The 22,817-nt window shown below is 38.6% G+C and carries 22 protein-coding genes; 9 read left to right on the top strand and 13 right to left on the bottom strand.

Annotated features, from left to right (window positions below):
* From SHI21_RS10925 to SHI21_RS10935, 3 genes are all read right to left on the bottom strand, one after another.
* Positions 1-1,161 (bottom strand): MFS transporter, encoded by a 1,161-nt coding sequence (locus SHI21_RS10925; RefSeq protein ID WP_323576592.1) that lies wholly within the window; start codon positions 1,159-1,161, stop codon positions 1-3.
* A 10-nt stretch (positions 1,162-1,171) separates the two neighbouring features.
* Positions 1,172-2,452, bottom strand: coding sequence for a sensor histidine kinase (locus SHI21_RS10930; RefSeq protein ID WP_323576593.1), 1,281 nt, complete (start codon positions 2,450-2,452; stop codon positions 1,172-1,174).
* Positions 2,453-2,541: 89 nt separating this feature from the next.
* Positions 2,542-4,395 carry a phospholipase D-like domain-containing protein gene (locus SHI21_RS10935; RefSeq protein WP_323576595.1) on the bottom strand — a complete coding sequence of 618 codons (1,854 nt, stop codon included), beginning with the start codon at positions 4,393-4,395 and terminating at the stop codon, positions 2,542-2,544.
* Between the two features lie 97 nt (positions 4,396-4,492).
* Here SHI21_RS10935 and SHI21_RS10940 point away from each other — a divergent pair, with 97 nt between their 5' ends.
* Positions 4,493-6,172 carry an FAD-dependent oxidoreductase gene (locus SHI21_RS10940; RefSeq protein ID WP_323576597.1) on the top strand — a complete coding sequence of 560 codons (1,680 nt, stop codon included), beginning with the start codon at positions 4,493-4,495 and terminating at the stop codon, positions 6,170-6,172.
* Here SHI21_RS10940 and SHI21_RS10945 read toward each other — a convergent pair.
* A complete protein-coding gene (locus tag SHI21_RS10945; RefSeq protein ID WP_323576599.1) occupies positions 6,156-8,291 on the bottom strand; it encodes a heavy metal translocating P-type ATPase in 2,136 nt (711 codons plus the stop codon). The two genes, SHI21_RS10940 and SHI21_RS10945, sit on opposite strands and share 17 nt — an antisense overlap.
* Positions 8,284-8,514, bottom strand: a complete 231-nt coding sequence (locus tag SHI21_RS10950; protein WP_323576601.1) for a heavy-metal-associated domain-containing protein — start codon at positions 8,512-8,514, stop codon at positions 8,284-8,286. The genes SHI21_RS10945 and SHI21_RS10950 overlap by 8 nt, the downstream gene beginning before the upstream one ends.
* 64 nt (positions 8,515-8,578) lie before the next feature.
* Between SHI21_RS10950 and SHI21_RS10955 the strand changes: the two genes are divergently transcribed.
* Positions 8,579-8,965, top strand: coding sequence for a hypothetical protein (locus SHI21_RS10955; RefSeq protein ID WP_323576603.1), 387 nt, complete (start codon positions 8,579-8,581; stop codon positions 8,963-8,965).
* Here the strand turns inward: SHI21_RS10955 and SHI21_RS10960 are convergent, their stop codons facing one another.
* The 5 genes from SHI21_RS10960 to rplU form a co-directional block, all read right to left on the bottom strand.
* The gene (locus SHI21_RS10960) at positions 8,966-9,421 is read right to left on the bottom strand and encodes a 23S rRNA (pseudouridine(1915)-N(3))-methyltransferase RlmH (protein ID WP_323576605.1); all 456 of its coding nucleotides are present in this window, start codon (positions 9,419-9,421) and stop codon (positions 8,966-8,968) included.
* Between the two features lie 14 nt (positions 9,422-9,435).
* Entirely contained in the window at positions 9,436-9,909 is a 474-nt protein-coding gene (gene rsfS, locus SHI21_RS10965; protein ID WP_323576606.1) for a ribosome silencing factor, read from the bottom strand.
* Between the two features lie 3 nt (positions 9,910-9,912).
* The gene (gene obgE / locus SHI21_RS10970; protein WP_323576608.1) at positions 9,913-10,992 is read right to left on the bottom strand and encodes a GTPase ObgE; all 1,080 of its coding nucleotides are present in this window, start codon (positions 10,990-10,992) and stop codon (positions 9,913-9,915) included.
* Between the two features lie 84 nt (positions 10,993-11,076).
* Positions 11,077-11,331, bottom strand: a complete 255-nt coding sequence (gene rpmA, locus SHI21_RS10975; RefSeq protein WP_323576610.1) for a 50S ribosomal protein L27 — start codon at positions 11,329-11,331, stop codon at positions 11,077-11,079.
* Positions 11,332-11,359: 28 nt separating this feature from the next.
* Positions 11,360-11,725 carry a 50S ribosomal protein L21 gene (rplU, locus tag SHI21_RS10980; protein ID WP_323576611.1) on the bottom strand — a complete coding sequence of 122 codons (366 nt, stop codon included), beginning with the start codon at positions 11,723-11,725 and terminating at the stop codon, positions 11,360-11,362.
* Between the two features lie 201 nt (positions 11,726-11,926).
* On the opposite strand from rplU, the gene SHI21_RS10985 reads away from it, so the two are divergent.
* Both SHI21_RS10985 and lgt read left to right on the top strand, forming a co-directional pair.
* Positions 11,927-12,739, top strand: a complete 813-nt coding sequence (locus SHI21_RS10985; RefSeq protein ID WP_323576613.1) for a hypothetical protein — start codon at positions 11,927-11,929, stop codon at positions 12,737-12,739.
* A 49-nt stretch (positions 12,740-12,788) separates the two neighbouring features.
* The gene (lgt, locus tag SHI21_RS10990; protein WP_323576615.1) at positions 12,789-13,583 is read left to right on the top strand and encodes a prolipoprotein diacylglyceryl transferase; all 795 of its coding nucleotides are present in this window, start codon (positions 12,789-12,791) and stop codon (positions 13,581-13,583) included.
* Here lgt and SHI21_RS10995 read toward each other — a convergent pair.
* Positions 13,573-14,112, bottom strand: a complete 540-nt coding sequence (locus SHI21_RS10995; RefSeq protein ID WP_323576617.1) for a hypothetical protein — start codon at positions 14,110-14,112, stop codon at positions 13,573-13,575. The genes lgt and SHI21_RS10995 overlap by 11 nt on opposite strands.
* A 151-nt stretch (positions 14,113-14,263) precedes the next feature.
* Here SHI21_RS10995 and SHI21_RS11000 point away from each other — a divergent pair, with 151 nt between their 5' ends.
* From SHI21_RS11000 to SHI21_RS11020, 5 genes are all read left to right on the top strand, one after another.
* Positions 14,264-15,838, top strand: coding sequence for a lytic transglycosylase domain-containing protein (locus SHI21_RS11000; RefSeq protein WP_323576619.1), 1,575 nt, complete (start codon positions 14,264-14,266; stop codon positions 15,836-15,838).
* An 80-nt stretch (positions 15,839-15,918) separates the two neighbouring features.
* Positions 15,919-17,058 carry a hypothetical protein gene (locus SHI21_RS11005; RefSeq protein ID WP_323576621.1) on the top strand — a complete coding sequence of 380 codons (1,140 nt, stop codon included), beginning with the start codon at positions 15,919-15,921 and terminating at the stop codon, positions 17,056-17,058.
* Between the two features lie 96 nt (positions 17,059-17,154).
* Positions 17,155-18,282: a hypothetical protein gene (locus tag SHI21_RS11010; protein WP_323576622.1), complete on the top strand. Its 1,128-nt coding sequence runs from the start codon at positions 17,155-17,157 to the stop codon at positions 18,280-18,282.
* Positions 18,283-18,377: 95 nt separating this feature from the next.
* Entirely contained in the window at positions 18,378-19,616 is a 1,239-nt protein-coding gene (locus SHI21_RS11015; protein WP_323576624.1) for a hypothetical protein, read from the top strand.
* A gap of 159 nt (positions 19,617-19,775) precedes the next feature.
* Positions 19,776-20,642, top strand: a complete 867-nt coding sequence (locus SHI21_RS11020; protein ID WP_323576627.1) for a serine protease family protein — start codon at positions 19,776-19,778, stop codon at positions 20,640-20,642.
* Positions 20,643-20,712: 70 nt separating this feature from the next.
* Here SHI21_RS11020 and SHI21_RS11025 read toward each other — a convergent pair whose 3' ends face one another.
* Complete coding sequence (locus tag SHI21_RS11025) at positions 20,713-21,180, bottom strand: tRNA (cytidine(34)-2'-O)-methyltransferase (protein ID WP_323576628.1); 468 nt, start codon at positions 21,178-21,180, stop codon at positions 20,713-20,715.
* Between the two features lie 62 nt (positions 21,181-21,242).
* Positions 21,243-22,814 carry a leucyl aminopeptidase family protein gene (locus SHI21_RS11030; RefSeq protein ID WP_323576630.1) on the bottom strand — a complete coding sequence of 524 codons (1,572 nt, stop codon included), beginning with the start codon at positions 22,812-22,814 and terminating at the stop codon, positions 21,243-21,245.
* Positions 22,815-22,817 lie beyond the last annotated feature (3 nt).

Genomic DNA, 22,817 nt, shown 5'->3' on the forward strand with positions numbered 1-22,817 from the left:
TTATTTTTGTGATGTTTTCTTTTTAAAGAAAAATGGGTAGCTGTTTACCAGGCAAAATGAAAGTGCCAAGAAAATTACTGCTGAGAAAATCGCGTGATGAATTCCAAAGGAATCCGTGAGCTTCCCTACCAGGATATGCATCACCGCCAACATCATTGAGTCAGTGGCAATCATATAGGAGACGGCAGTATCGAGGTCATCAGGAAACTCAGAAGAGATGAAAGAAATGGCCAGTGGATAAAAAGGTCCAACAGTAAAACCTGCGGCCACTAAAAAGAGTGGGTGAATAAAAAGTCCTAATAAAACCATCAAGGCCGTTATAACCAGACAACCTGAAAGTTGAAACAGTACAGTCTTGTTAAATTTAAATCCGGTAAAAAGCAAGCGCCCTAGCAACATACAGATAAAGAATCCTGTCACATATAAACTCGACATCTCCAGGTCGTAATGCCATTCACGTCTCATTAAAAGAGCAAGTCTCGACGAGATCATGATTTCAGCGGCCACGCAAAAACTGACCATCAATGCTAAAAAAACCTGCGGCCTAAAATTCTTTGATTTATTCAGGTTCTGTTTTACTTTATCAGCAATAGGTTTTGAATGGTGTGGGGTGTGACTTCCATGAAGTGAATAAATAAACAAAGTAAAAGGAGCAAGAGCAGTCACGGCAAAAGCATAACGCCAGTTTCCTGAGACATAAGAAACAAAAGCAACCACCATCGGAGCAAGAAGACTTGCGACCCCATACATTGCATGAAGTCCTGAAAGAAATTGCTGCTTTTTTTCTGCCGTTGCACCAAGCGGGACAAGTACATTCGGAATCAATCCAAGAATCCCGGAAAAAAGTCCAAATAAGATACTACAGAATAAAAAGATATAAAAATGAGGGGCCGTTGCAAGACCTAACATACTTATGGTCAATCCCAGACATGCCCATTGAAGAATGGATCTACGGTCAAATCTTCTTAAAAGATTGCGGGCAAAAAAACTTGAGACAAAACTCGACAGTGAACTCACTGCAAACATCAATGATCCCAGCGCATCGCTGATCTTAAATTCTTTTAGAATTTCTGGAAATAAAGGACCGCGGATATTATCACTAATACCGAACACAAATAAACTTGCGTATGAAATTAAAATAAGAGGCCAGATGATTTTCATAATTTAAACACTAGGTATGACTCTCAATATGCAGCTTAAAACAAACTTGCCCTTCGTAGACTTCATAACTCAAGTTTCCATGGTTACTATGAGCAAGAGTGGAAGAAATACTTAACCCTAAACCAGTTCCTTTGCCCAATGATTTGGTTGAGAAAAAAGGCTCGAAGATCTTAGCGGAAACGGCATTTTCTAAAATCGGCCCGCTATTGATGACTCTGATATCGACAGAATGAGTAATAGGGTCTTCTGTGATTTTAATTGTCAGATACTTTTCTTCATCAAGTTTTTGTAAAGCATCGATAGCATTGCTCACCAGATTAATCAGAATTTGTGAGATTTGCAATGGATTACACTTAATATCGGGATCATTCGCATTTTCTAGTTTAAAACGAATGGTTTCGTTTTTAAATTTCTCTTCATAGAGATCAATACTTATTTCTAGTACCTTACTTACTTTAACAATCTCGTGCTCGATTTGATCATTCTTGCTTGAGATGATTTTCATCCCTTTGACAATTTTAGCAATTCTCTCGCTGGCAGCATTGATTTTTGTCAGTTTCGTTTTTGTCTGTTCATCAAGCCCAAGTTCATCGTGACTTAGAATAGACTTTGTCATCCCTTGAATAATTGTCAGGGGATTATTAATTTCATGGGCCACACCACCGGCCATTTCTCCCAGTGAGGATAGTCTTGAGGCATGAAATGTCTTAATGCTTTCTTCTTCAAGATTCTTTTTACTTAAAGCAATTTCTTCCAATGATTTTTTTAGGTCATATTCAATAGCAAAGCGTGAGTGCAGCTCTTCCTGAATAACTTTTCCTTGTTTCAAGTTATAAACAAGATTGATAGCTGTATATCCTAATAACCATAATCTTCCGACATCACCAGACTGAATATATTGAAAAATTGAATAAAGGGCCGGGGGAAAAAGAATTAAAAAATTGAGAGCGGCAAAGATGAGAGTTTTGTGGGAAACTGTTACAATGGCCGCGGCACTAAAAGAAATTAAGATAATAAAAATAAGCAGAATCTGAAAATTATTTGCTTCATAAGACAAAATAGAAATAATACCCAGAGTGCACCAAATAGAGCTGTTAATAAGAATAGTCAGTGAATTTAATAAAACAGCATCTTTGATTAATTTTTGACCAGCAAAATATTTTTTATAATTAAAAAATCTCACTAGATTAAAAACAATCACACTTAAACTCAGACATATAATTGGAAATTTGAAGTTATCTTCAAGCTTATCTAAAAAAAGAAAAAGGATAACAACTAAGATAAATGCCATGGAAGAATTTTTCGCCTTCCTGACATAATCTATGTCGATTTGATCCTTTATATATTGTTCTTTTTCAAAATCCATTTATATTGCGGACCCTATATAATCGGTACTAAATTAAGTGTGTAAATAATTTTAGTTATAAAAACCTGCAAGATATTCATAATTTTATTTTTAGGATGTCTTCTTATTTCCTGCCATTCAGTACTTCCCCATAGAGTAGAATTATTTTTTAAATCCTCAATATATTTATTGAGCTTCTGTGCATTTTTAGAATTCTTTGGCAGGTTTTCAATCGTTGTTCCTACTTCAGAATTTAAGTGACGTGAAATAGGGTCGAGGTTAGATGTCGAAACAGTCAGTGTTTTGCCATCTACAACAACAATTTTTGCATGTAAAAAACCATAACGTTTATCTCCACCCAGGACTTCATCATCTAACTTTCCATAAGAGTAAATTTCAATTTGCTTTTCAATCGGAGTACCTTGAATGCGTTTCATGATTGTTTCTTTAAAAGTTGCATCAACCATGGACTGAGCGACAATGTTGTTTGTCGTAGTAAGGGAGTTTGAAAAAATTCGAACTTTTCTATGAGGATATTTTGATGCCCAATTGATAATGAACTCAATTTCTTCATCTGGAATCCAGAAATAAGGAGAAACGATATCAACTGTATCCTCTGCCTTGGCGATGTCAGCGTGGAGTTTAGAAATAAGCGAATTACCATTGGCCTTATAGTGCTCTTGCTTAGGCATCATGAACATTTTTGTTCTGCTCAGGTTTTGAATTTCATTTAAAATAGAAATCAATCCATCTTCAAAATCATTCTCTAAAAATTTTGAATCCACCATTTCTTGTAAGTGAGCATTAAGTTGTCCATTTTCATGCATAAGTCTTTTAGAGCTGTCACGCATTTGCTTAAATTCTTTTCGAACCTGATCGCGATTAGTTTTAAAAAGGAAATTTTCAAAATTTTTATTGGCAAGATAGTAGTAAATTTTATTGTAATGATCTTCAAGAGCATTATTGATACTTCCATCATCATTTTTTGTTACAAAGTTTTTAATGAGAATTTCTGCATCTAAGATTGGATTCTTGATACCTTCATTCACAGCATAGTATTTATCAGCGATATTCCGTCCACCAATGATCGCCATGGCATCTTTCGGAGAATTGGCATCGGCCATAAGGATTTTGTCATGGCTTCTGCGATTAATCGTAAAAGTGGCAAGTGGTAATCTTTCATTTTCGGGAACAAAAAGATTATGAACGGCCTTCATCCAGTTAGCAACGTGAGCACGCACATTGAAAAGTGGATTGAATAAAACAGCTTCAGCATGAGCGAATTCCCCTGTGGGATTTCCAAATTCATCTAAAATTTCCTGACCATTCAGCGAAGCAAGAGCTTTAATATCATCGTAAAAAGGTGCTTTGGAAAATGATCCAGTCGAATCAACCAGGAGGCGTACTTTTACTCCACGTTTAATTGCCAAACGAAGTTCGTGCAGAAGCGTTTTTCCCGTATCATCGCCGGTGAAAATAAAATAGCTCAAATCCAAAGTCTTCTTCGCATTTCTAATTAGAAGAATTTTTGCAAGATAGCCTTCGTGTGGATCAAGCAGCAGTTTAGACTGGCCATTAATTGGCCCATTATTATCTACTTTAAAATCTTTGATTGATTCAATGATGTTGGTGTATTTTGCGTTTAACTCTTTTCTCGAATTTAAAATTTTTGTGAGCGAGAGCTCAGGAATTGCTTCCGGTATTTCAATCGTCGATGCATCTTTGATTTGCGGAGTACTATTTTTTGCGATGATCGACTGAACTAAAGAGGCACAGTTTTCTTCCGCCGCGGGCCCGCGGATAACGATTTCATATTGAGGCGTACTGCACGATACGGCGAGCAGCCAAAATAGGAGGTACTGAATGTAGGCCTTAAACCTTAAACCCATGAGTATTTATCGGCATTTTTCCAGGAATTCTTGACAGGAAAGCTCTGACATTGTTTTATACCTCAAACTATTCCATCCTTTCGGGAAATATAAGCCTATGTCATCGAATTTAAACGATTATGAAGCACGCCCACGCCGCGATTTTATTAAAATGTCACTTATGGCAGGCCTTGCCTTGGCCATCCCTAAGAAGTCAGAAGCTGTGCTGAAGCGCTTTTTACCGAAGAGTTTGATGAGTATTTCTCCCATCCAGATTTTAAGTGACGACCAGTTCGCCAGCTTAGATTTCAATGGCGATAACATCGATCGCCCACACGATGTCCTTTGGAACCTTGATGGTTACCTTGTTAAAAAAGGTGGGATCCCAGCTCCAACTGAAAAAAGAAAAGTTGTTGTTGTCGGTGGTGGTATGGCAGGCCTTATTAGTGCTTATCAACTGCGCGATTTAAATCCAATCATCCTTGAGCAAGATAAACACTTCGGTGGAAATTCAAAAGGTGAGACATACAAAAACGCAACGTTCTCAATCGGTGCGGCCTATATTACGATTCCCGATGATGGCGATGATATCGACACATTCTTAAAAGAAATCGGAATCAAAGAAGAATTAAAATTAGAAGAACCAGACATTACAAAGTTCACATACAAAAAAAGTATGATGACGGAATTCTGGAAAGGGGCGAGTGATCCTGCTCGCGCTTCGGAATTCATTGCAGTTGATGCTGAATTAAGAAGAATTTATAACGACGCTTACCCTGATATCCCATGGACATCTGACAGCGCGATTTCTTACGAAGAGTATTTATATTTAGACACCATTACATTTGAAAAATGGCTTGAATTAAAATTCGGAAAAGTTCATCCACATATCGCAGAGTATTTCCAATTATACTGCTGGTCTTCATTCAACGGTTCAATTGAAGAATTATCTGCACTACAAGTTTTAAACTTTGTGGCGAGTGAAGTGGACGGTGTTCTTGCTCTTCCAGGTGGAAACGCAGCGATCACACAACGTCTTATGGAAAAAGTAGATGCAGCAACAACTCCAGGCTCGGTAAGAGCAGGAGCATTCGTTGTAAGAGTTCAAAGAAAACCAAACGGATTAATCTGGGTTACATACGAAGACGCTCAGGGTGTGATGAAGACGATTGAAACACAATCTTGTGTTGTTGCTTCTCCAAAATTCGTAGCCAAGCTTATCGTTCCAGGTCTTCCAGAAGATCAGGTTAAACTGATGGATGATTTAAGCTACAGAGGTTACATCGTAGGGAACGCCATTTTCAATCACCCGGTTAAATCACCAAGCTTTGATATTTTCTGTTTTGAAGGTGAAAAACCTGAAGTGCCAATGGCGATGTCACAATCAAAACGTCCATTTTCGGATGTATGTTTTGGAACTTGGGCCGCTGATGATCAAACTCAAAATGGTGTCTTAACTGTTTATAGAGCGCTTCCCTATGATGGTGGAAGACAATTCTTATTCAACCCACTTGCTCACGATAAACATAAAAATGTCATCCTTAGCGGAATGAAAGACTTTGCAGCTGCTGTTGGTGTGAACTTCGCTGACTTAAAAGGAATGCGTATGACTCGTTGGGGGCATTCACTTCCAGTTGCTAGTCGTGGTCTTATCCAAAGTGGATACCTAGATAGAATGAGCCGTCCATTTGGTGGAAATATTTTCTTTGCTAACCAGGATAACTGGGCAAACCCAGCTTTCGAGTGTTCATTTGCTGCCGCGAAAGTTGCAACAGATGCAGTTAAGAAACTTTTTTAACTCTAAAAGAATTCACGATTACTGAGAAGCTGGATAATCCCATCGCAAGACTCGCCCACATTGGTGTAAGGGAAACCTTATACCAAGGGTAGAAAACTCCCGCTGCCAGTGGAATACATAATAAATTGTATAAAGACGAAAGAAGTAGATTTTCTTTAATGATTCTCATTGTGCGTTTTGATCTGCCGAAAAAATCACTCACGAGTAAGATCTTCCCATCAAGTAATGACACTTCAGAAGCTTCTAGTGCCACATCTGAGCCGTTACTCATGGCAATTGATAGATCAGCTCTCGCCAATGCCGGAGCATCGTTAATACCGTCACCAATCATCGCAACTTTGAAATTCTTTGATTGAAGTTCTGTAATGAAATCTGCTTTACCAACAGGTTTAACTCCTGCTTTGATAAACTCTGGTGTGATTCCAATTTCAGATCCGATTTTATGAGCAATCCCAACATGATCACCTGTAAGCATCCATACATTGATATTCAAGTCGTGAAGTTTTTTAATTAACTCACGCGCTTCAGATTTAATCGGGTCAGTAATAATAAAAGCAGCAGTTAACTTTTTATCAATTGATAAGAAAACATAACTCCCAACATTCTCAGTATAAAAACTCTTAGGAATAACTTCTAAAACGCCTTCCTGTTTTAATAAATCAGCATTCCCTAAAGCAAGACTCTTACCATTCATTTCGGCCACAACACCAAGACCAGTTAAACTTTTAAATTTATCCGGATCTAAGAGTGAAATTTCCTGCTTTAAAGCATGATTTGCAATTGATTGCGAAAGTGGGTGAGTTGAATACTGAAGTGACGAAGCTGCTAGTTTTAAAACTATCGCTGCATCAGCTGTTTTATCAAACAAATGAATTTGTGTCAGTTCGGGACGTCCTTCAGTTAGTGTTCCTGTTTTATCAAAAACGATCGTATCAATATGAGACCCTTTTTCAATAATGTGCCCACCACTGATCAGAAGTCCATTTTTTGCAGCTTCACTAGTCGAAAGCATGATCGCCATGGGAACAGCGAGTCCTAAAGCACAAGGACAAGCGATAACTAAAACTGCAATCATATGAGTCAACGACATCGACATATCACCAGTGATTAAAAACCAAGTGACAAATGTTACGGCCGCAACCACTAAGATAATTGGTACGAAAAATTTAACGATACGATCAGCATACTTTTCAATCGGAGCTTTCTTTAGTTGAGCTTTCTCAACAAAAGAGACGATTTCAGAAATAAAAGTATCATGAATAGTAGAGTTAACTTTTATCGTAACAGAACCTTCAAGGTTCATACTTCCCGCAAAAACTTTTGAGCCAACAGATTTTGCAATCGCTTGAGACTCACCAGTTAACATTGCTTCATCAGCATGCGTTTCACCTTCAACGATTTCTCCATCGAGAGGAAACTTCTCACCTGGACGCAAACGAATGATATCACCAGCTTTCAAATCAATAACCGGAGTATTTACTTCTTTGCCATCAACAATCAGCGAAGCAAACTTGATTTGCATTTTATAAAGAGAGCTTAAATTACTTCTCGCTTTAGTTTTTGCAATCCCATCGAGGTAGTGCCCAATAAGTGAAAAAGCAATAATGAAAGCTCCACCTTCAAAATAAGGATGGGCGTGAGGGGACATGATAATTAAATATAAACTATAAAAATAAGAGCTGAGTACACCTAAACCAATCAGGGTATTCATGTTCGAGTGAAAACCAAAAACGGCTTTGATATAAGCTCGGCCATAACCAAAAACTAAAATAGTTGTTAGGATGGCCTGAATAAGATTGTTGGGAACAACCATAGCAAAAAACATAGTCACTGAAGCTAAAACTAAAGCGATCATCGCTTTATAAAAGTCAGCATTAAAAACAGTATCAATGGCCTTTGCATCTTTTGCATTAGGATCAATCGCACGGTATCCAAGTTTTTTTAACAGAGCATGAAAAGTCTCAAGATCAAATTCAGATCCTGTTTTAAACTCGGCCGTCTCTGTCGCGAAGTTAACTTGTGCCTCCTCAACTCCTTTTAAAAGTTTCGTCTCCTTCTCGATAATTCCCGAGCAGGCCACACAAGTCATTCCTTCAATTTTAAACTTTAGATTATTCAAGTTCTACTGACTCCACTTGAAATCCAGCTTTAGCGATAGTGTCTTTCAAAACCGCTATCGTACTTTGTTCAGAGTTGAACTTAATATTAACTTTTCCAGTTTCAACGTTAACGTCGACTGCACTTTCAATATTTAATCCTTCAACACCTTTTTTTATTTTGCCAGCGCATCCACCACAGTGCATGCCGTTTACTTTAAAATTTACTGATTTATTCGTTGTCACATTTTCTCCTTATCGTCGTATACTTAGTGAGATTAGACTTTGATCTTAACAAAAGGAATACGCTATGAAAGCCTCATTTGTGACATTATTACTGGCAACACTTCTCTCGCAATCTGCATTCGCCCATGGCATGAATAAAGCAGGCCCGAATGGTGGTTACGTCCGCATGCCTGGCAATTATCACGTAGAGTTAGTCTCAAAAGAGAAGGCCGTAATAGTCTACTTCTTAGATATGATGTTCAAACCTATAGCTATTGACCAAGCAAGCGTTAAGCTCTCTCTAAAAGGCGATAAGAGCTTTAAAACGGATTGTATAAAGGAAGCTGCAAGTTTTAAATGTGACTTAAAGAATGAGTCACTAAAAAATTACAAAGAAGTAACGTTAGAATCAACACGCGACGGTAAGGCCATCGCTACTTCAACGTACAAACTTCCATTAAGCTTTATGTAATTACTTATTGTAAGGATGATTCGCCACAATCGTTTGTGCGCGATAAATCTGTTCGACTAAAAGAAGGCGAGCGAGTTTATGAGGGTAAGTTAACTCCGAAAGAGACAACCTGAAATGAGCTCGCTTAATCACAGCTTCACCATGCCCGGAAGCTCCACCGATAATAAAAATCACCGACTGACGTTCATAAACATTAGAAAGCCACTTAGAAAAATTCACACTAGTGAACTGCTTTCCATTTTCTGCGAGTAAAACAATATAAGGATTTTCGTTTTTTGAGATTTCGTCGATTCTCGCGATCACTTCTTTAGCTTCTTTATTAAGATCTTCAGAGTGAGCGCGAGCTTCATAGATAGTAAGTTTTGGTACAGTTAAACGCTTGAAATAATCTTTTTCCAGTTCTTCAATATTCTTGTCACCAAGACGGCCTACAACAATGAGATGAAGATCTTTCAAAGGTAATCCTTTAACTAGAAGTAGTTTCTTCCAGAATCATCTCCGCCACCTTTTCTCTCAGACTCAGGAGTCGAGAAGTAGTATGACTCAGGGATATCAACGTTAAGTGCATTTTTGTATAGATGCTCAAGATCGTAAACTGTTCTTGATGGCTCATGGAATACGTGAACAATAATGTCGCCGTAGTCTAGAAGGATCCAGTCAGTGTTAGTCTTTAGACCTTCTTTCGAAAGTGCTTCAATGTTGTTAAGTCTCATCTGGTGAGAAATCTCTTCTGCCATTGCACTTGCTTGAGTAGGGTTGCTTGCTGAAGCGATAACGAAGTAGTCAGCGATCCCTGAAACTTGTCTTAGGTCCAAAACTTTAAGGTTTAATCCTTTGAAGTTTCCCATGATCCAGGCAGATGCCATCGCAAGGTTTAATGGAGCTTCAAGAGTCTTGTCATCGATAATTGCAGTTACTTCTTTATTTACATAATCACGATTCATTTTCTATTCCTCATCTTCTTCTACAGGGTAGATTCCTTCATACTTATTAGGATTCGCCTTTGCTTTTTCTTTCTTAGTTGCTTTTTCCATATCGATACATTTAATCATGAGTCCTTTTAGTTCCTGGATTGAGCGTCCTGAAACCGCAGAGATAGTCATAACTTTTTTGTCTAATTGCTCTTCAAAGAAGTTCTGGAATTTTGCAATTTCTTCTTCTGTCATAGCATCAATTTTTGTTAAACACACTAGTTCGCGTTTAGTCGCCAGATCTGCACTGTATTTTTCAAGTTCAGTGCGGATAACAACGTATTGCTCGAATGCTTCGTATTCATCAAGACACCAAGACACGTCCACCAAGTGAACTAATGCTGATGTTCTTTCAATGTGCTTTAAGAATTTAACTCCAAGGCCTTTACCTTCAGAAGCATCTTCAATCAGTCCCGGAATATCAGCTACAACAAAAGATCTCTCTCCTAATGTAACAACACCAAGGTTTGGCTCAAGAGTTGTGAAAGGGTAGTCTGCAATTTTCGGACGTGCTGCCGAGATCGCAGAAATTAAAGTTGATTTACCTGCATTCGGAAGACCGATTAAGGCAAGATCAGCAATAAGTTTTAGTTCAAGATCCAGGTACATCTCAACACCTGGAAGACCAGGTTGAGCGATACGAGGAGCTTGGTTAGTTGAAGATTTGAAATTGATGTTTCCACGACCACCGTTACCACCATCAGCGATAACAATTCTTTCGTCGTGAATTTTCAGGTCTGCAATGACTGCACCTGTTTCAGAATTTTTAATGATTGTTCCAACTGGAACTTCAAGAATATAATCTTGTCCGTCTTTACCGTTAAGCTGTCTTCCAGCTCCGGGTTCACCGTCTTCTGCTTTGAATACTTTCTTCCCGCGGAAGTTAATAAGTGTATTGATGTTTTCGTTTGCTACGAAAATAACCGATCCACCGTTACCACCATCACCACCATCGGGACCACCGAATGGAATTGATTTTTCTCTACGGAAAGTGATGGCACCAGGACCACCGTGACCAGAGATTGCTATAATTTTAACTTCATCTATAAAACGCATTTTTACCTTAGTTGATCCCTAAAAATAAAAAAGGGAATCCATTGGATTCCCTTATAACACATTTAGTAATTTTGAAAGTAAAAACTAAGCTGGAACTACTGAAACTAGTTTTTTAGACTTAGTGTAGTGAGTGAATTTTACTACTCCATCTACAGTTGCGTAGATAGTGAAGTCACGACCCATTCCTACTCCAGTACCTGGAAATAGTTTAGTTCCTTTTTGTCTTACGATGATGTTCCCAGAGATAACTTGTTCTCCACCGTATTTTTTTGTTCCACGCATTTTAGGATTTGAATCTCTACCGTTAGCTGTGGACCCGGCGGCTTTTTTGTGTGCCATTGTATAACTCCTGAATAAACTCTTTTAATTATTTTAAATATTTCTCAGCATTTTTTGATGCTTTATCGATCTTAACAGTATTTCCTGCACCGTCATTGATTTCTGTAATCAATAGAGCAGTAAAGTTTTGTCTGTGACCGTTTCTTCTCTTGTATCCACCTGGTTTTCTCTTGAAAACGATTAGTTTTCTTGAGCGATCGTGCATAATAACTTTTGCGCTGATCTTTGCTCCACCAACAACTGGTGCTCCAACAAGTGGCTTATCTCCACCGATGAATAGAACTTGGTCTAAAGTGATAGTTGCGCCAGCATCGTGTGCTAGTTTCTCAACATCAATTAGATCTCCTGCTTGAACTTTGTACTGGTGTCCACCAATCTCTACAATTCCGTACATTGAAAACTCCTAAGTAAATAGGTAAATCCAGGGGTTTATTTCAGAGCTTTTGACTCGGATATAAAACTTGTTGGCCCTAATTTTAACCACTATTTATGAACCTTGGATTTTTAAGCAAAGTCCCCCTTAATGTCAAGGGAATAGTCTTCCGATACGTTTAGTACCGCTGGGGAAAACCCCATGCTAAATGAGGTTTGTGCTATGAGTAAAAAAGTTTACTACCAATACCAAAAAGAACTCAACCTTCCAGTTTACATCAGTATGGACCCGCAAAGCTTTGAAAGTGGATTCGGAGACTTCCTTGTTGCGATGAAATTCGTGAAACTAAATGAAAAAGAAGAAGTCGAAGCGCTGGCCATTTTAAAGAAAAATAATGCATCTAGATGTTTAAATATTTCTGAGGCCAGTCCGTCAGTGTCGCGTCAAATTCAGTCAACGATGGAATCTGACCGCTACGGGCAAGAGTCGGTGATCCCGAAACCGGGTTATCAGGTCTACCGTTATAAAAATGTGGGATTCATGGTTTATTCTTTCGGAGTGAAGGCCTGGGAGTTTGGTTGTTACAGTGATTTCGGATCGAGCAAAGAAGCTGATAAAAAACTAGCAGCAAGAACAGTGATTCATCGTTACTTAAGCTGGGCCCTGGTTCACCATGGCATCCTGGGATTATGGGGTGTGACGGTTGATGATGGGATGGTCCTACAAAGGACCATTGAGTCCAGAGGTGAAGCTGTGTTTATCGATGTAGTGGGGAATCGCATTCTTTCATTAGATGGAATTAAAAAGCTTGGGCCGAAATTTAAAGTTCTAAGATTAGATCCAACTTTGCACGGAAGAAATATTCGCATGACTAATGAAGAACTTTTAAGCTTCATGTCTGCGCATTGCTCATATCTCGATTACACAGGATTATCTGTGCCTGTGAGACAGATGATTCAGACATTGGCGAGAATGACAGAAGGTCTGGTGCATCCAGAAGAAAGTTTTAGGCCGAGAACTGATTTGTCATTGTAGTCACTCTTCGTTATCCTTTTTAAAATTATTTTAAAAAGAGATACGAAATATGAATACGCATTACGTTCACAATTTAGATCCAGTCATTTTTGATTTAGGAAAATTCCAGATCCGTTGGTATGGATTGATGTATGTTGTCGGGTTTATCATCGCCGGATTCCTTTTAAAAATTCTTGTGAAGAAAAACTTCTTCAAAGTCCCGGAAGAAAAAATTGATTCATTAATCACGACGATGATCATCTGTATGTTTATCGGTGCGAGATTCTTTTATGTCTTCATTTATAACTGGGATTACTATTCAGTTAACATGATGGAGCTGCTTGCTGTCTGGAAGGGCGGATTAAGCTTCCACGGTGCTTTAGTTGGTCTGTGTGTTGGTGGATACATCTTTGCTAAGCAAAACAAGATTACATGGTTTGAGGTGATGGATTCTGTGGCCCTTGCCGGTTCACAGGGACTTTTCTGGGGACGTTTAGGAAACTTCATTAACGGTGAACTTTACGGTCGACCAACAAACTCATGGGTGGGAATTATTTTTCCAAACGGTGGGGGACTTTATCCTCGTCACGCTTCGCAATTATATGAAGCAGTTCTTGAAGGTCTTGCTCTCTCAGTGCTTCTTTGGATCATGAGAGGAAAAGTAAAAGTTTATGGAATGATCTCTGCGGTTTTCATTTCAGGTTACGGTATTTTTAGATTTATCGTTGAATTCTACCGCGAGCCGGATTCTCAACTTGGATACTACTTTGGATTTTTAACGATGGGACAAATTCTATGTTTCATCATGATCATCGTAGGAATTTTTGTCGGGATCTACGCTAAGAAGAAAAACGTTACCATTTAGGTAATGCTTCATTGAATTTTTGATAAAGCGGTACCACTGTTTTATCTGCACTCACCACTTCAATGAACATTGGAAAACAAGTGATGGAGCAACTTCCCTGATAGATGATGTTGTTGCCGTCACGGTTCATCCAGACATACAAAGCGTTCATATCTTTTTGAACGTACTTGTCTTGCTTCTTATATTTTTTTTGTAAATCGGCGAGAAAAATATCGTGGATAAAATGTTGTGGGAGTCTCACAAACATATCGGTGATTTTATCGTCTTTGGTTTGCACATACACATCGAGATGGTAGTTCGCGCGTTTTAATTTAAGTTTGATAATTTTGAGATTTCCATGATCTTCAAAAATATCTGACTGAATTGTTTTGTCTGTTTTGGCCTTTTCTAAAGTTCCACCGGGTAAAAAAGGCCCGAGAGAGTCAAAGGTAAAATCATAATTTGGTGGTTTTATATCTGCCAAAACAGGTGTAGAAAGACCTAGAAAGAGGCATATAAGCGGAAGTAATTTGATGAATAGAACATTCATTGGACTATTTTATGCGGCTCTTAATTTAATAACTAGATGGGAAAAAACTTTTTTTTTACCCGGATTGCGGTTACACTGAAGTCTGTATCTGTGCTTGGATTCAACAGGAGCGTTGGATCACCCTTGTGACTTCATCAGGATGATAATATTTATGAAAAAAAACGTACTGTTTCGATCAACAACATCTAAATTATCTGTCCTCGTAGTAGCTCTTGTACTTACCTCATGTGCTTCATCTTCAAAAACACCGGCCCCTAAAGTAGTTTCAACTCCGCACACAAAAGATGGTTTTGCCTCTGAAAGTGTTCGTGAAGCTTACCTGCGTTTGAAGAAGACGGACTACACTGAGCAAGATAAGAAAATCGACGAAGAACAGTCTTCTAGAATTGCGAAAGTTCAATCACGTTCGATGATCACAGGAGCTTCGACTCTTGATGGTTTAGGTAACTACAAAGGTAAAACTTATTACCTTGAAGGTGCTGAAGAACTAAACTTAGAAAACAATTATTTTGATATCCCTGTTACGTATAATGCCCAGGTAAAAAGATGGGTTCATTATTTCTTAAACAGAGGACGTCCATTCTTCGAGCGCTATACTGAAAGAGCGGGAAGATATGCACCAATTCTTGGAGCAATCTTGGAAGAGCACGGACTTCCAAGAGATTTAATTTTCTTAGCAATGGCGGAGAGTGGATTTAACAATTCAGCGAAGTCATGGGCAGCAGCTGTTGGACCTTGGCAGTTCATGCCATACACAGGAAGAATGTACGGACTGGAGCAAGACTGGTACCGCGATGAAAGACGCGATCCAATTAAAGCAACAGTTGCGGCAGCAAGATACCTGGCAAAACTTTATGATGATTTCGGACAATGGGAAGTAGCAGCTGCTGCTTACAATGCCGGAGAAGGAAAACTTGGTCGCGCGATCAAGAAATACAAGTCTGAAGATTTCTGGCACCTTACAAAAGGGAAGTATCTTAAAGACGAAACAAAAAATTACGTTCCAAAAATTATGGCCCTTGCGATTATCGGAAAAAACCTAAAGTCATTTGGTTTTGATGATGTTGAATTCCATGAGCCTTTAGACTTTGATGAAATCAGTGTTCCAGCAGGAACTGACTTAATTAAACTTTCAGAAAGTGTTGGAGTTGATTTCGAAGAAATTCAACGTCTAAACCCGGAAGTTCTAAGATGGTTTACTCCACCAAATATTGCAGACTACCGTTTAAGACTTCCACCGAATACAGCAGAGAAATATGCTAACTGCTGCGCTAAAACGGATTTCTTAGCTGTAAACTTCCAGCAATTCGTTGTTCCGAACAAAGGAATGAGTTTAGCTGCCATTTCTAAGAAATTTAAACTTAGAAAAGATTATGTCCTGGCGGGCCTAAACAATGTTTCTGAAAAAACTCATTTTTCTGCGGGTGATGTTGTAAAACTTCCTTTCAGAGAAGGTGAATTAGTAAGTGCAGACAACAATCTTTACGCTGACTTATTTGAAAAACCACGTCGCGAAATTCTGAAACGTAACTCACGTGCTATCAGAGCAAAGAGGTATGCATCTAGAAAAAAGCCAATGCGCTATTATACCGTAAAAAAAGGAGAAACACTGTTCACAGTGGCACAAAAGCACGGCATCTCCGTAAAACGGTTAATAGCGTCGAACACTGATTTAATTAAAAAATCTAAAAAAGTGAACGCAGGAATCAGATTAGTTATTAAATAGAATTTTCTACTTCTCAGTCTTAATTTCTTTGAAGTACACTTTGCTTTTCAAAACTCAAAGTGTGCTCTCAAGGAAATATCATGGCCTTCAAAGATATCCATAAACTCAAAAAAATTGCCGTTGTTGAAAGAGAAACCATCGTGGTTCCTTATTTAGTGATTGGGAAAGATATCTTCTCTCTTTCTCTTTATAGTGATTTAAAGGCCGCTCATGGCGCTGAAAACGTACGTTTATTGTCGCAAGATGCGCTTCTACGTTCAGATCTACTGCCAAAAGGTCCGAGCTCAATTCGCGGCGAAACAAATCAAAGACTATTCAAAGATTTATACCCTGACGTGACGATTACGAAATGTAGTGAAAACGCTCTTTTCTATAAAGATATGACATGGAAAAGTTTTGGCGGAAGAAGTAAGTCAGAGGCCCTGAAGTACGATGAAGGATTCTTCACTGGGGATCGTATCGATCCAGACTTCGAACAAATTTTTAAAAACGTTTCTCACTCTGATGAATTCATCAATCAGGTGAGCGAAGAAGCTTATCACGTAAAAGTGAAGTCACTAAGACGCTCTGAAAATGGATTTATCGTTGAATGTATCAATGGAACTGAGTTTCATTGTGAGCAATTATATTTTGGTCTTTCTCCTTATCATTATCTGGAATTCTACTCTGAGAAGAGTGAGCTTTCAGATGCTTTTATTCAGTTCTGTGAGAGTACAAAAACGTCTTCAGCGTTATTCGTGAAATATGTTTTTGATGAAAAACCTTTATCAGATATGAAAGAAACTTTGTTCATTCCTTTAAGTTACACGCATGAATGGGGTCACTTTATCGGTGAATTTAAAGACAATAAAGGGGTCCAGGAAATCGAATTTATGCATTTTTTGGAAGATCATTTGATGTCTGAAGAGGATGTTTCTCGCGTAATTCGTCTTTTAAAGAAGAATATGGAGAAGATTTTTGAAAATTATTTAAAAATTAAAAGCGGCGAATATATTTCTTTAGAGCAAGAAATTGGGTGTCTTAAAATTGACGACATGATTTTTGACAAAAGTTTAGAAGAGCATCCGGCCGAGCATAAGAATCTATTTTTCATTGGTATTAACGCTCCAGTTTCAAAACAGCAGCGCGAAATAGTCAACTTCGAGTATTCTCCAGAGACATTAAATGGCGTGATGCGTGGTTTAGTTGCGCATACAAATCACACAAAAAAACTTGAGTAGAGTGTGTTGACAAAAGTCCGGACTCCTCCGACCATAAAATCAATGACGTGATTTTATAAGGACTATTTCAATAGTTTAACTTCAAGGAGAAGATTGATGAAAAGAAACGTAAACGTATTAGTAATTGCAGGACTTGCAGTTCTATCAACAAACGCTTTTGCTTCGAAAGCAAGAGTTCAGGCACTAGGACAAGACGGAAATCGTGGATCAGAATACATTGCTGATTCAAGAAACGTTTTCAGAAACCCAGCTGCTCTTAACGAAACAAAAAATTATTTAGTTACTGAGTGGGGAACAGCTGTTAACTCTGACGCTAACAACGCTCCAAGAGCTGAAGGTGGATTCTTCCGTGAAATGGGAGCTTTCAACTATGGTCTATACCTTGGTAACGATGGATCTATGAACACTACAAGAGTAGCTAACGGATTCCTAGCTCAAGACAACGCTCTTGATCTATTTATCGCTGGTGACATGGGTGTTAAGTGGGGAGCAAGACTTCACTATGCTGGTGGAAAAGATGAAGCTACAACTGCTGGTGTAAACAAGAAAAACACAGCATACGGAATTGGTCTTGGTGTAGTTGCTGGTGCTATCGAAGGTTACGCTAACGTAGATATCTCTGATAAATCAGAAGGTGCTGCTGCTTCAGGTGACGAGTGGAAACTTAAGCCATCATACCTTGTTGGTGGATCGTTTACTTGGACTGACTATACTTTCTTCGCTTCATACGAAAACACAAAAGCTGAGCAAAAACTTGCTGCAGCAAATACAACTGCTAAAACTTCTGCAATCGTAGTTGGTGCTGGTCGTACAATGGAAATCAACCCAACTGCTAGAGTTTTCGGAGACGTAAAAGTTTCTATCGCAAGCTCAGAAGATACAACTGGTGGAGCTGCTGCTGGTAAGACAAAAACAAATACACTTCCTGTAACTTTCGGAATGGAAGCAGACGCTACTTCTTGGTTAACTCTTCGTGGAGCCGTTTCTCAAAACGTATTCCTTAACGAAACTAAAGATGTTAACGGGAAAAAGAAAACAAACGCTAACCAAACTTTCGTAAATGCTGGTGCAACTCTTAACTTCGGTAAACTTAAAGTTGATGGTCTAATCGGAACTTCTGATGCTGCTAGAAACGGAACAGTTTCAGCTAACAACGGAACAAACCAAGGTACATTAACAACTGACAACCTTTTAACTAAAGTTGCAGTTTCTTACTGGTTCTAATTTCTTAAATGAATAAATAGAAGGCCCTCCTTTATGGAGGGCTTTTTTTTAAGAGTTTTTAAAGTCGACAAATTTGCTTAAAGGGGAATCCTGCAATGAAAAAATTATTAACAGTTGGAACAGCATTATTGCTTCTTTCAACATCTGCATTTGCTACAGAATCAAGACTATTAGCTCTTGGTATGAACGAAACAGACAACGAAGGTATGTACTATATTCAAGATGGAAGAAATATCTTCTTGAACTCTGCATACGTAAATCTTTACGCTGATCAATTAGTTACTGAATACGGATCAAATGGATTAACTGTTGGCGCAGGACAGTCACTTGATACAAACCACAGACCAAAAGCTCAAGGTGGGGTATTTAAGAAAATCGGTGGACTTACTTACGGTGTATACTACGGTAACGAATCGAACACATCATCTCTTCTAAGAGTAGCAGCTACAAGATCAGGAACGGCTCCTGCTGTTGCACTTCCTACAGCTGATAACCAAATCGACGTATTCGTTGGTGGGGATGCAGGAATAAAGTGGGGAGCTAACGCTACTTATGCTCACTCAAATAACGACGCTACTTTAGTAAAAGAAACTGGTATCGCAACTCGTTTTGGTGTTATCGGATCTAACTGGGATGCACATGCTAACATTTCATTAAAAAGTTCTTCAGAGTCTCCATTTACAACTGGAACACAAGAATTCAAAGGAAAGTTAGGATTTCAACTTGGTGGATCTTACTTATTCGATTTCGCTCGCGCGTTCGGATATGTTAAGCATTACGGTTGGGAGCAAAAAGCTACTGGAACAACAGACGTAAAAGGTGATTTCACTAGTTACTACGTTGGTATCGGTAAAGAATATGCTGTTAACGAAGGTGGAAAAATTTTCGCAGCTATTTCAGCTAAGAAAACAGACATCAACTTAAAATATGCTACTAAAGGTGAAGTTCGCCACTTAATCGTTCCAGTTAACATTGGATACGAAGCAGTAGCAACTGAATGGTTAACTCTTCGTGGATCTATTGTTCAAAACCTTTGGGGAACAAGAGACAACAAGAGACTTACGATTGGTGCAACTGATTTAAGTAACACAGCTGCAACTTTAATCGGAAACATTTACGGAACAACTGGGAAGGCAACACTTGCTAACTCTACTGAAGTAAATGCTGGTGCAACTTTGACTTTTGGCCAAGTAGCTGTTGATGGTATGTTAGGTTTAACTAGCAACAACAGAACTTCTGGATCTAACGGTGCAGGTACTACGGCTAACAAGAACCAAGGTATGCTAGCTTTCGACAACCTTGCTACTAGAGTAGGGTTAACTTACAAATTCTAATCGTTAATCAGACGGATTTAATTAATGTAAAAAAAGCCAGGTCTAACCACCTGGCTTTTTTTTTGTGCTCAGATGACATACTTTATTGGATTACAAACACTTCATAAGAATCTTATGATTATCTAGAGTATCTAATTAGATTGATCCAAGGATGGTTATATGAAGTTCATGCTAGCTCTAGCAATACTATCTCTCGCAAATATTGCTCACGCTTTTCCAACTGCACCGTTTGATGCATTAAAAACTACAATTGATCATAGTGAAAAATCTATGGCAGACGATTATGATTTCGAAGGAATCATTAAGTTGAACAACTGTTCAGGATCTTTAATTAGATTTGCTGGCCAGCCAATGACTTCAAAGGCGATCGTTCTAACTAACGGTCACTGTTATTCAAAAGGTATGTTTGGTGGAATGCTTCAACCAAATGAAGTTGTTTATAACAAAGCTCAAGCTCGTGACATGAAAATCTTCGACAAAGCTATGAAGCTATTTCCTGTTAAAGCAACAAAGGTTCTATACGCTACGATGACTAATACAGACATCGCTCTTTATGAATTATCAGAATCGTATGAATCAATTTTATCAAAATACAAAATCGAATCTTTCACACTTGATTCAGTAAGACCGTTCGAAGGAACTAGTATTGATATCGTTTCTGGTTTTTGGGATCGCGGATACAGCTGTGAAATCGATGCATTCATCTTCAACTTAAAAGAAGGGGATTGGATGTTTACGGATTCAATTCGTTACACTAATGGATGCGCTACTGTTGGCGGGACTTCAGGTTCACCAATTATCGCTCGTGGAACTCGTTCGGTGATCGCGATTAACAATACTGCAAATGAGAATGGTAAATCGTGTGCTGTGAATAATCCATGTGAGATTACTCAAGATGGAAAGGTTACTGTGTTAAAAGATAAGAAGTATGGTCAACAGACTTACAATATCTATTCATGTCTACGTCCTGACTTCAATATTGATTTATCAATGGCTGGATGTGTTCTTCCGAAACCAAGATCTTAAGTTAATAAGTTACCCTGCAGATATATAGGCCAGAGCGAATGCTCTGGCTTTTTTTTGCCCAAAATTTCAATTAAGTGAAATCAATCTGTCTTAATGCTTCGTAAGCTGCAGCGGTCGCTGCATTGGCAAGATTTAGTGATCTGATATGTTCAGAGTTCATAGGGAGAGTCACTAGCTGTGAATTGAACTGATCTTTGATCTCAGTTGGAAGGCCTTTAGTCTCAGAACCAAAAACCAAATAAGAGTCTTTAGTAATCTTCACATCAAACAACGGTTTCGTAGCAAATCTAGAAAACAAAAACATCTTATCAGTGGCTGGATTCTCTTTCTCGATAAACTCTTCCCAGTTCTCATAAACTTTTAAACTAACGTACTTCCAATAATCGAGACCAGCACGACGTACAGCTTTTTCATCAATGTCGAAAGCGAGTGGTTTAATAAGGATGAGTTCAAGGTCGAGAGCAACCGCAGTTCGGCCGATACTTCCAGTGTTACCAGGAATTTCAGGGGCGACTAAAACGATTTTGAATTTGCTCATAAAAAGATCTTTTATTGAAGACGAGAAAGGAATGCAGCCGAAGCTGCATTCCAAAGCTCAATCTATTGTTGTTTTAAGTAATCAACAAGAGTTCTGATAACTAGACCAGAAGCTCCCTTTGGAGAACAGTATGGAAGGTGTCCTTGAGAGTCACCAATACCAGCGATGTCTAAGTGTGCCCATGAGATACCTGGTTCAACGAAGTATTCAATGAACGCAGCACCTTTAGCAGATCCACCGTTTCCAGATCCACCGATGTTTTTAAGATCAGCAACGATCGCTTTCATATCATTTTTGTGTTCTTCGATGATTGGAAGTTGCCACATGTATTCGTCAGCATTTTTTGCAGACTTGATTAGAGAGTCAGCAAGCTTTTGATCGTTTGAGAACAATCCACAAACTTCAGATCCTAATGCTACTAGAACAGCTCCTGTAAGAGTTGCAGCGTCGATTAGAGCGTCTGGTTTGCTATCGCAAGCGTAGTTAACAACGTCACCAAGAACTAAGCGTCCTTCAGCATCAGTATTTAGGATTTCAACAGTCTTTCCGTTACGAGCTGTAACGATTGAATCTGGCATAGTTGCTTTTTCGTTAACAGCGTTGTCAGTCATACCAAGGTAACAAGAAATTTTAACTGGAAGTTGAAGAAGAACTGCAGCTCTGAAAGCAGCGTATACAGTTGCTGATCCTGCCATGTCGAATTTCATGTTCATCATTGAAGCACCTGGCTTTAATGAATATCCACCTGTATCGAAAGTTAATCCTTTTCCTACAAGAGCGATGTGACGAGTCTTAGAAGTAGCTTTTGCTGGAGTGTAAGTTAAGTGAACAAGACGAGCTCCGTATTCAGATGCTCTGTTTACTGAAAGGAACATTCCCATGTTTTCTTTCTTAAGTTCTGGAACACCAAGAACTTTAATTTTTACACCTTTAAGGTTTTTAGCGTCTTTTTCAATTTCTTTTGCGTAAGCTTCAGAGTGAAGAAGGTTAGGTGCTTCGTTAACAAAGTCTTTTGCTACACGAATTGATTCGCCAACTTTATGAGCTTCATCGATTGCTGCTTCAAATTTCTTTGCAGAAGTTTTCTTTTCGTTTGTTAAAAGAACGATCGTTTGTAGCTTTGGAGTTTTCTTAACGCTTAGGTGGCGATCGAAAACATATGAAGTCATATGTAGTGACTCAACGATAGCAGCTAGAGATTCTTCAGCTTTTCCTTTAACCATGAATCCATCAACGTGGATTGTAGCGTCTTCATATCTTCCAGAGATTGCTTTATAGATATGAGCGATTTGGCGTCTTACGATTTCTTTAGTTAGTTTATTTTTGTCACCAAGGCCAAGGATGATAGCGCTTTGGCCATTAACCAGAGTTAGTGCGAAAGTCTCTCCAACGTCACCTTTGTAGTGTCTTGAAGCTACTGCATGAGTAAAAGCTTCGGTTACTTCTTCTGACCAGTGGTTGTTTACTAGAACTTTCTCAGTTTTAGCAGCAGTAGCTGGAGCAGCTTTAGTCGTTGCCTTTTTTGTTGTCGTTGCAGTCTTTGCTGCCTTAACTTCTTGTGTCTTATTGAAACATGCGTAGATGTTTAGTTCAGTGCTTGTTTGACTTGGTGCAAAGCTCAAGTTGATTTTCATCAT

Source organism: Bacteriovorax sp. PP10 (assembly GCF_035013165.1).
In the GTDB taxonomy this organism is placed as follows: Bacteria; Bdellovibrionota; Bacteriovoracia; order Bacteriovoracales; family Bacteriovoracaceae; genus Bacteriovorax; species Bacteriovorax antarcticus.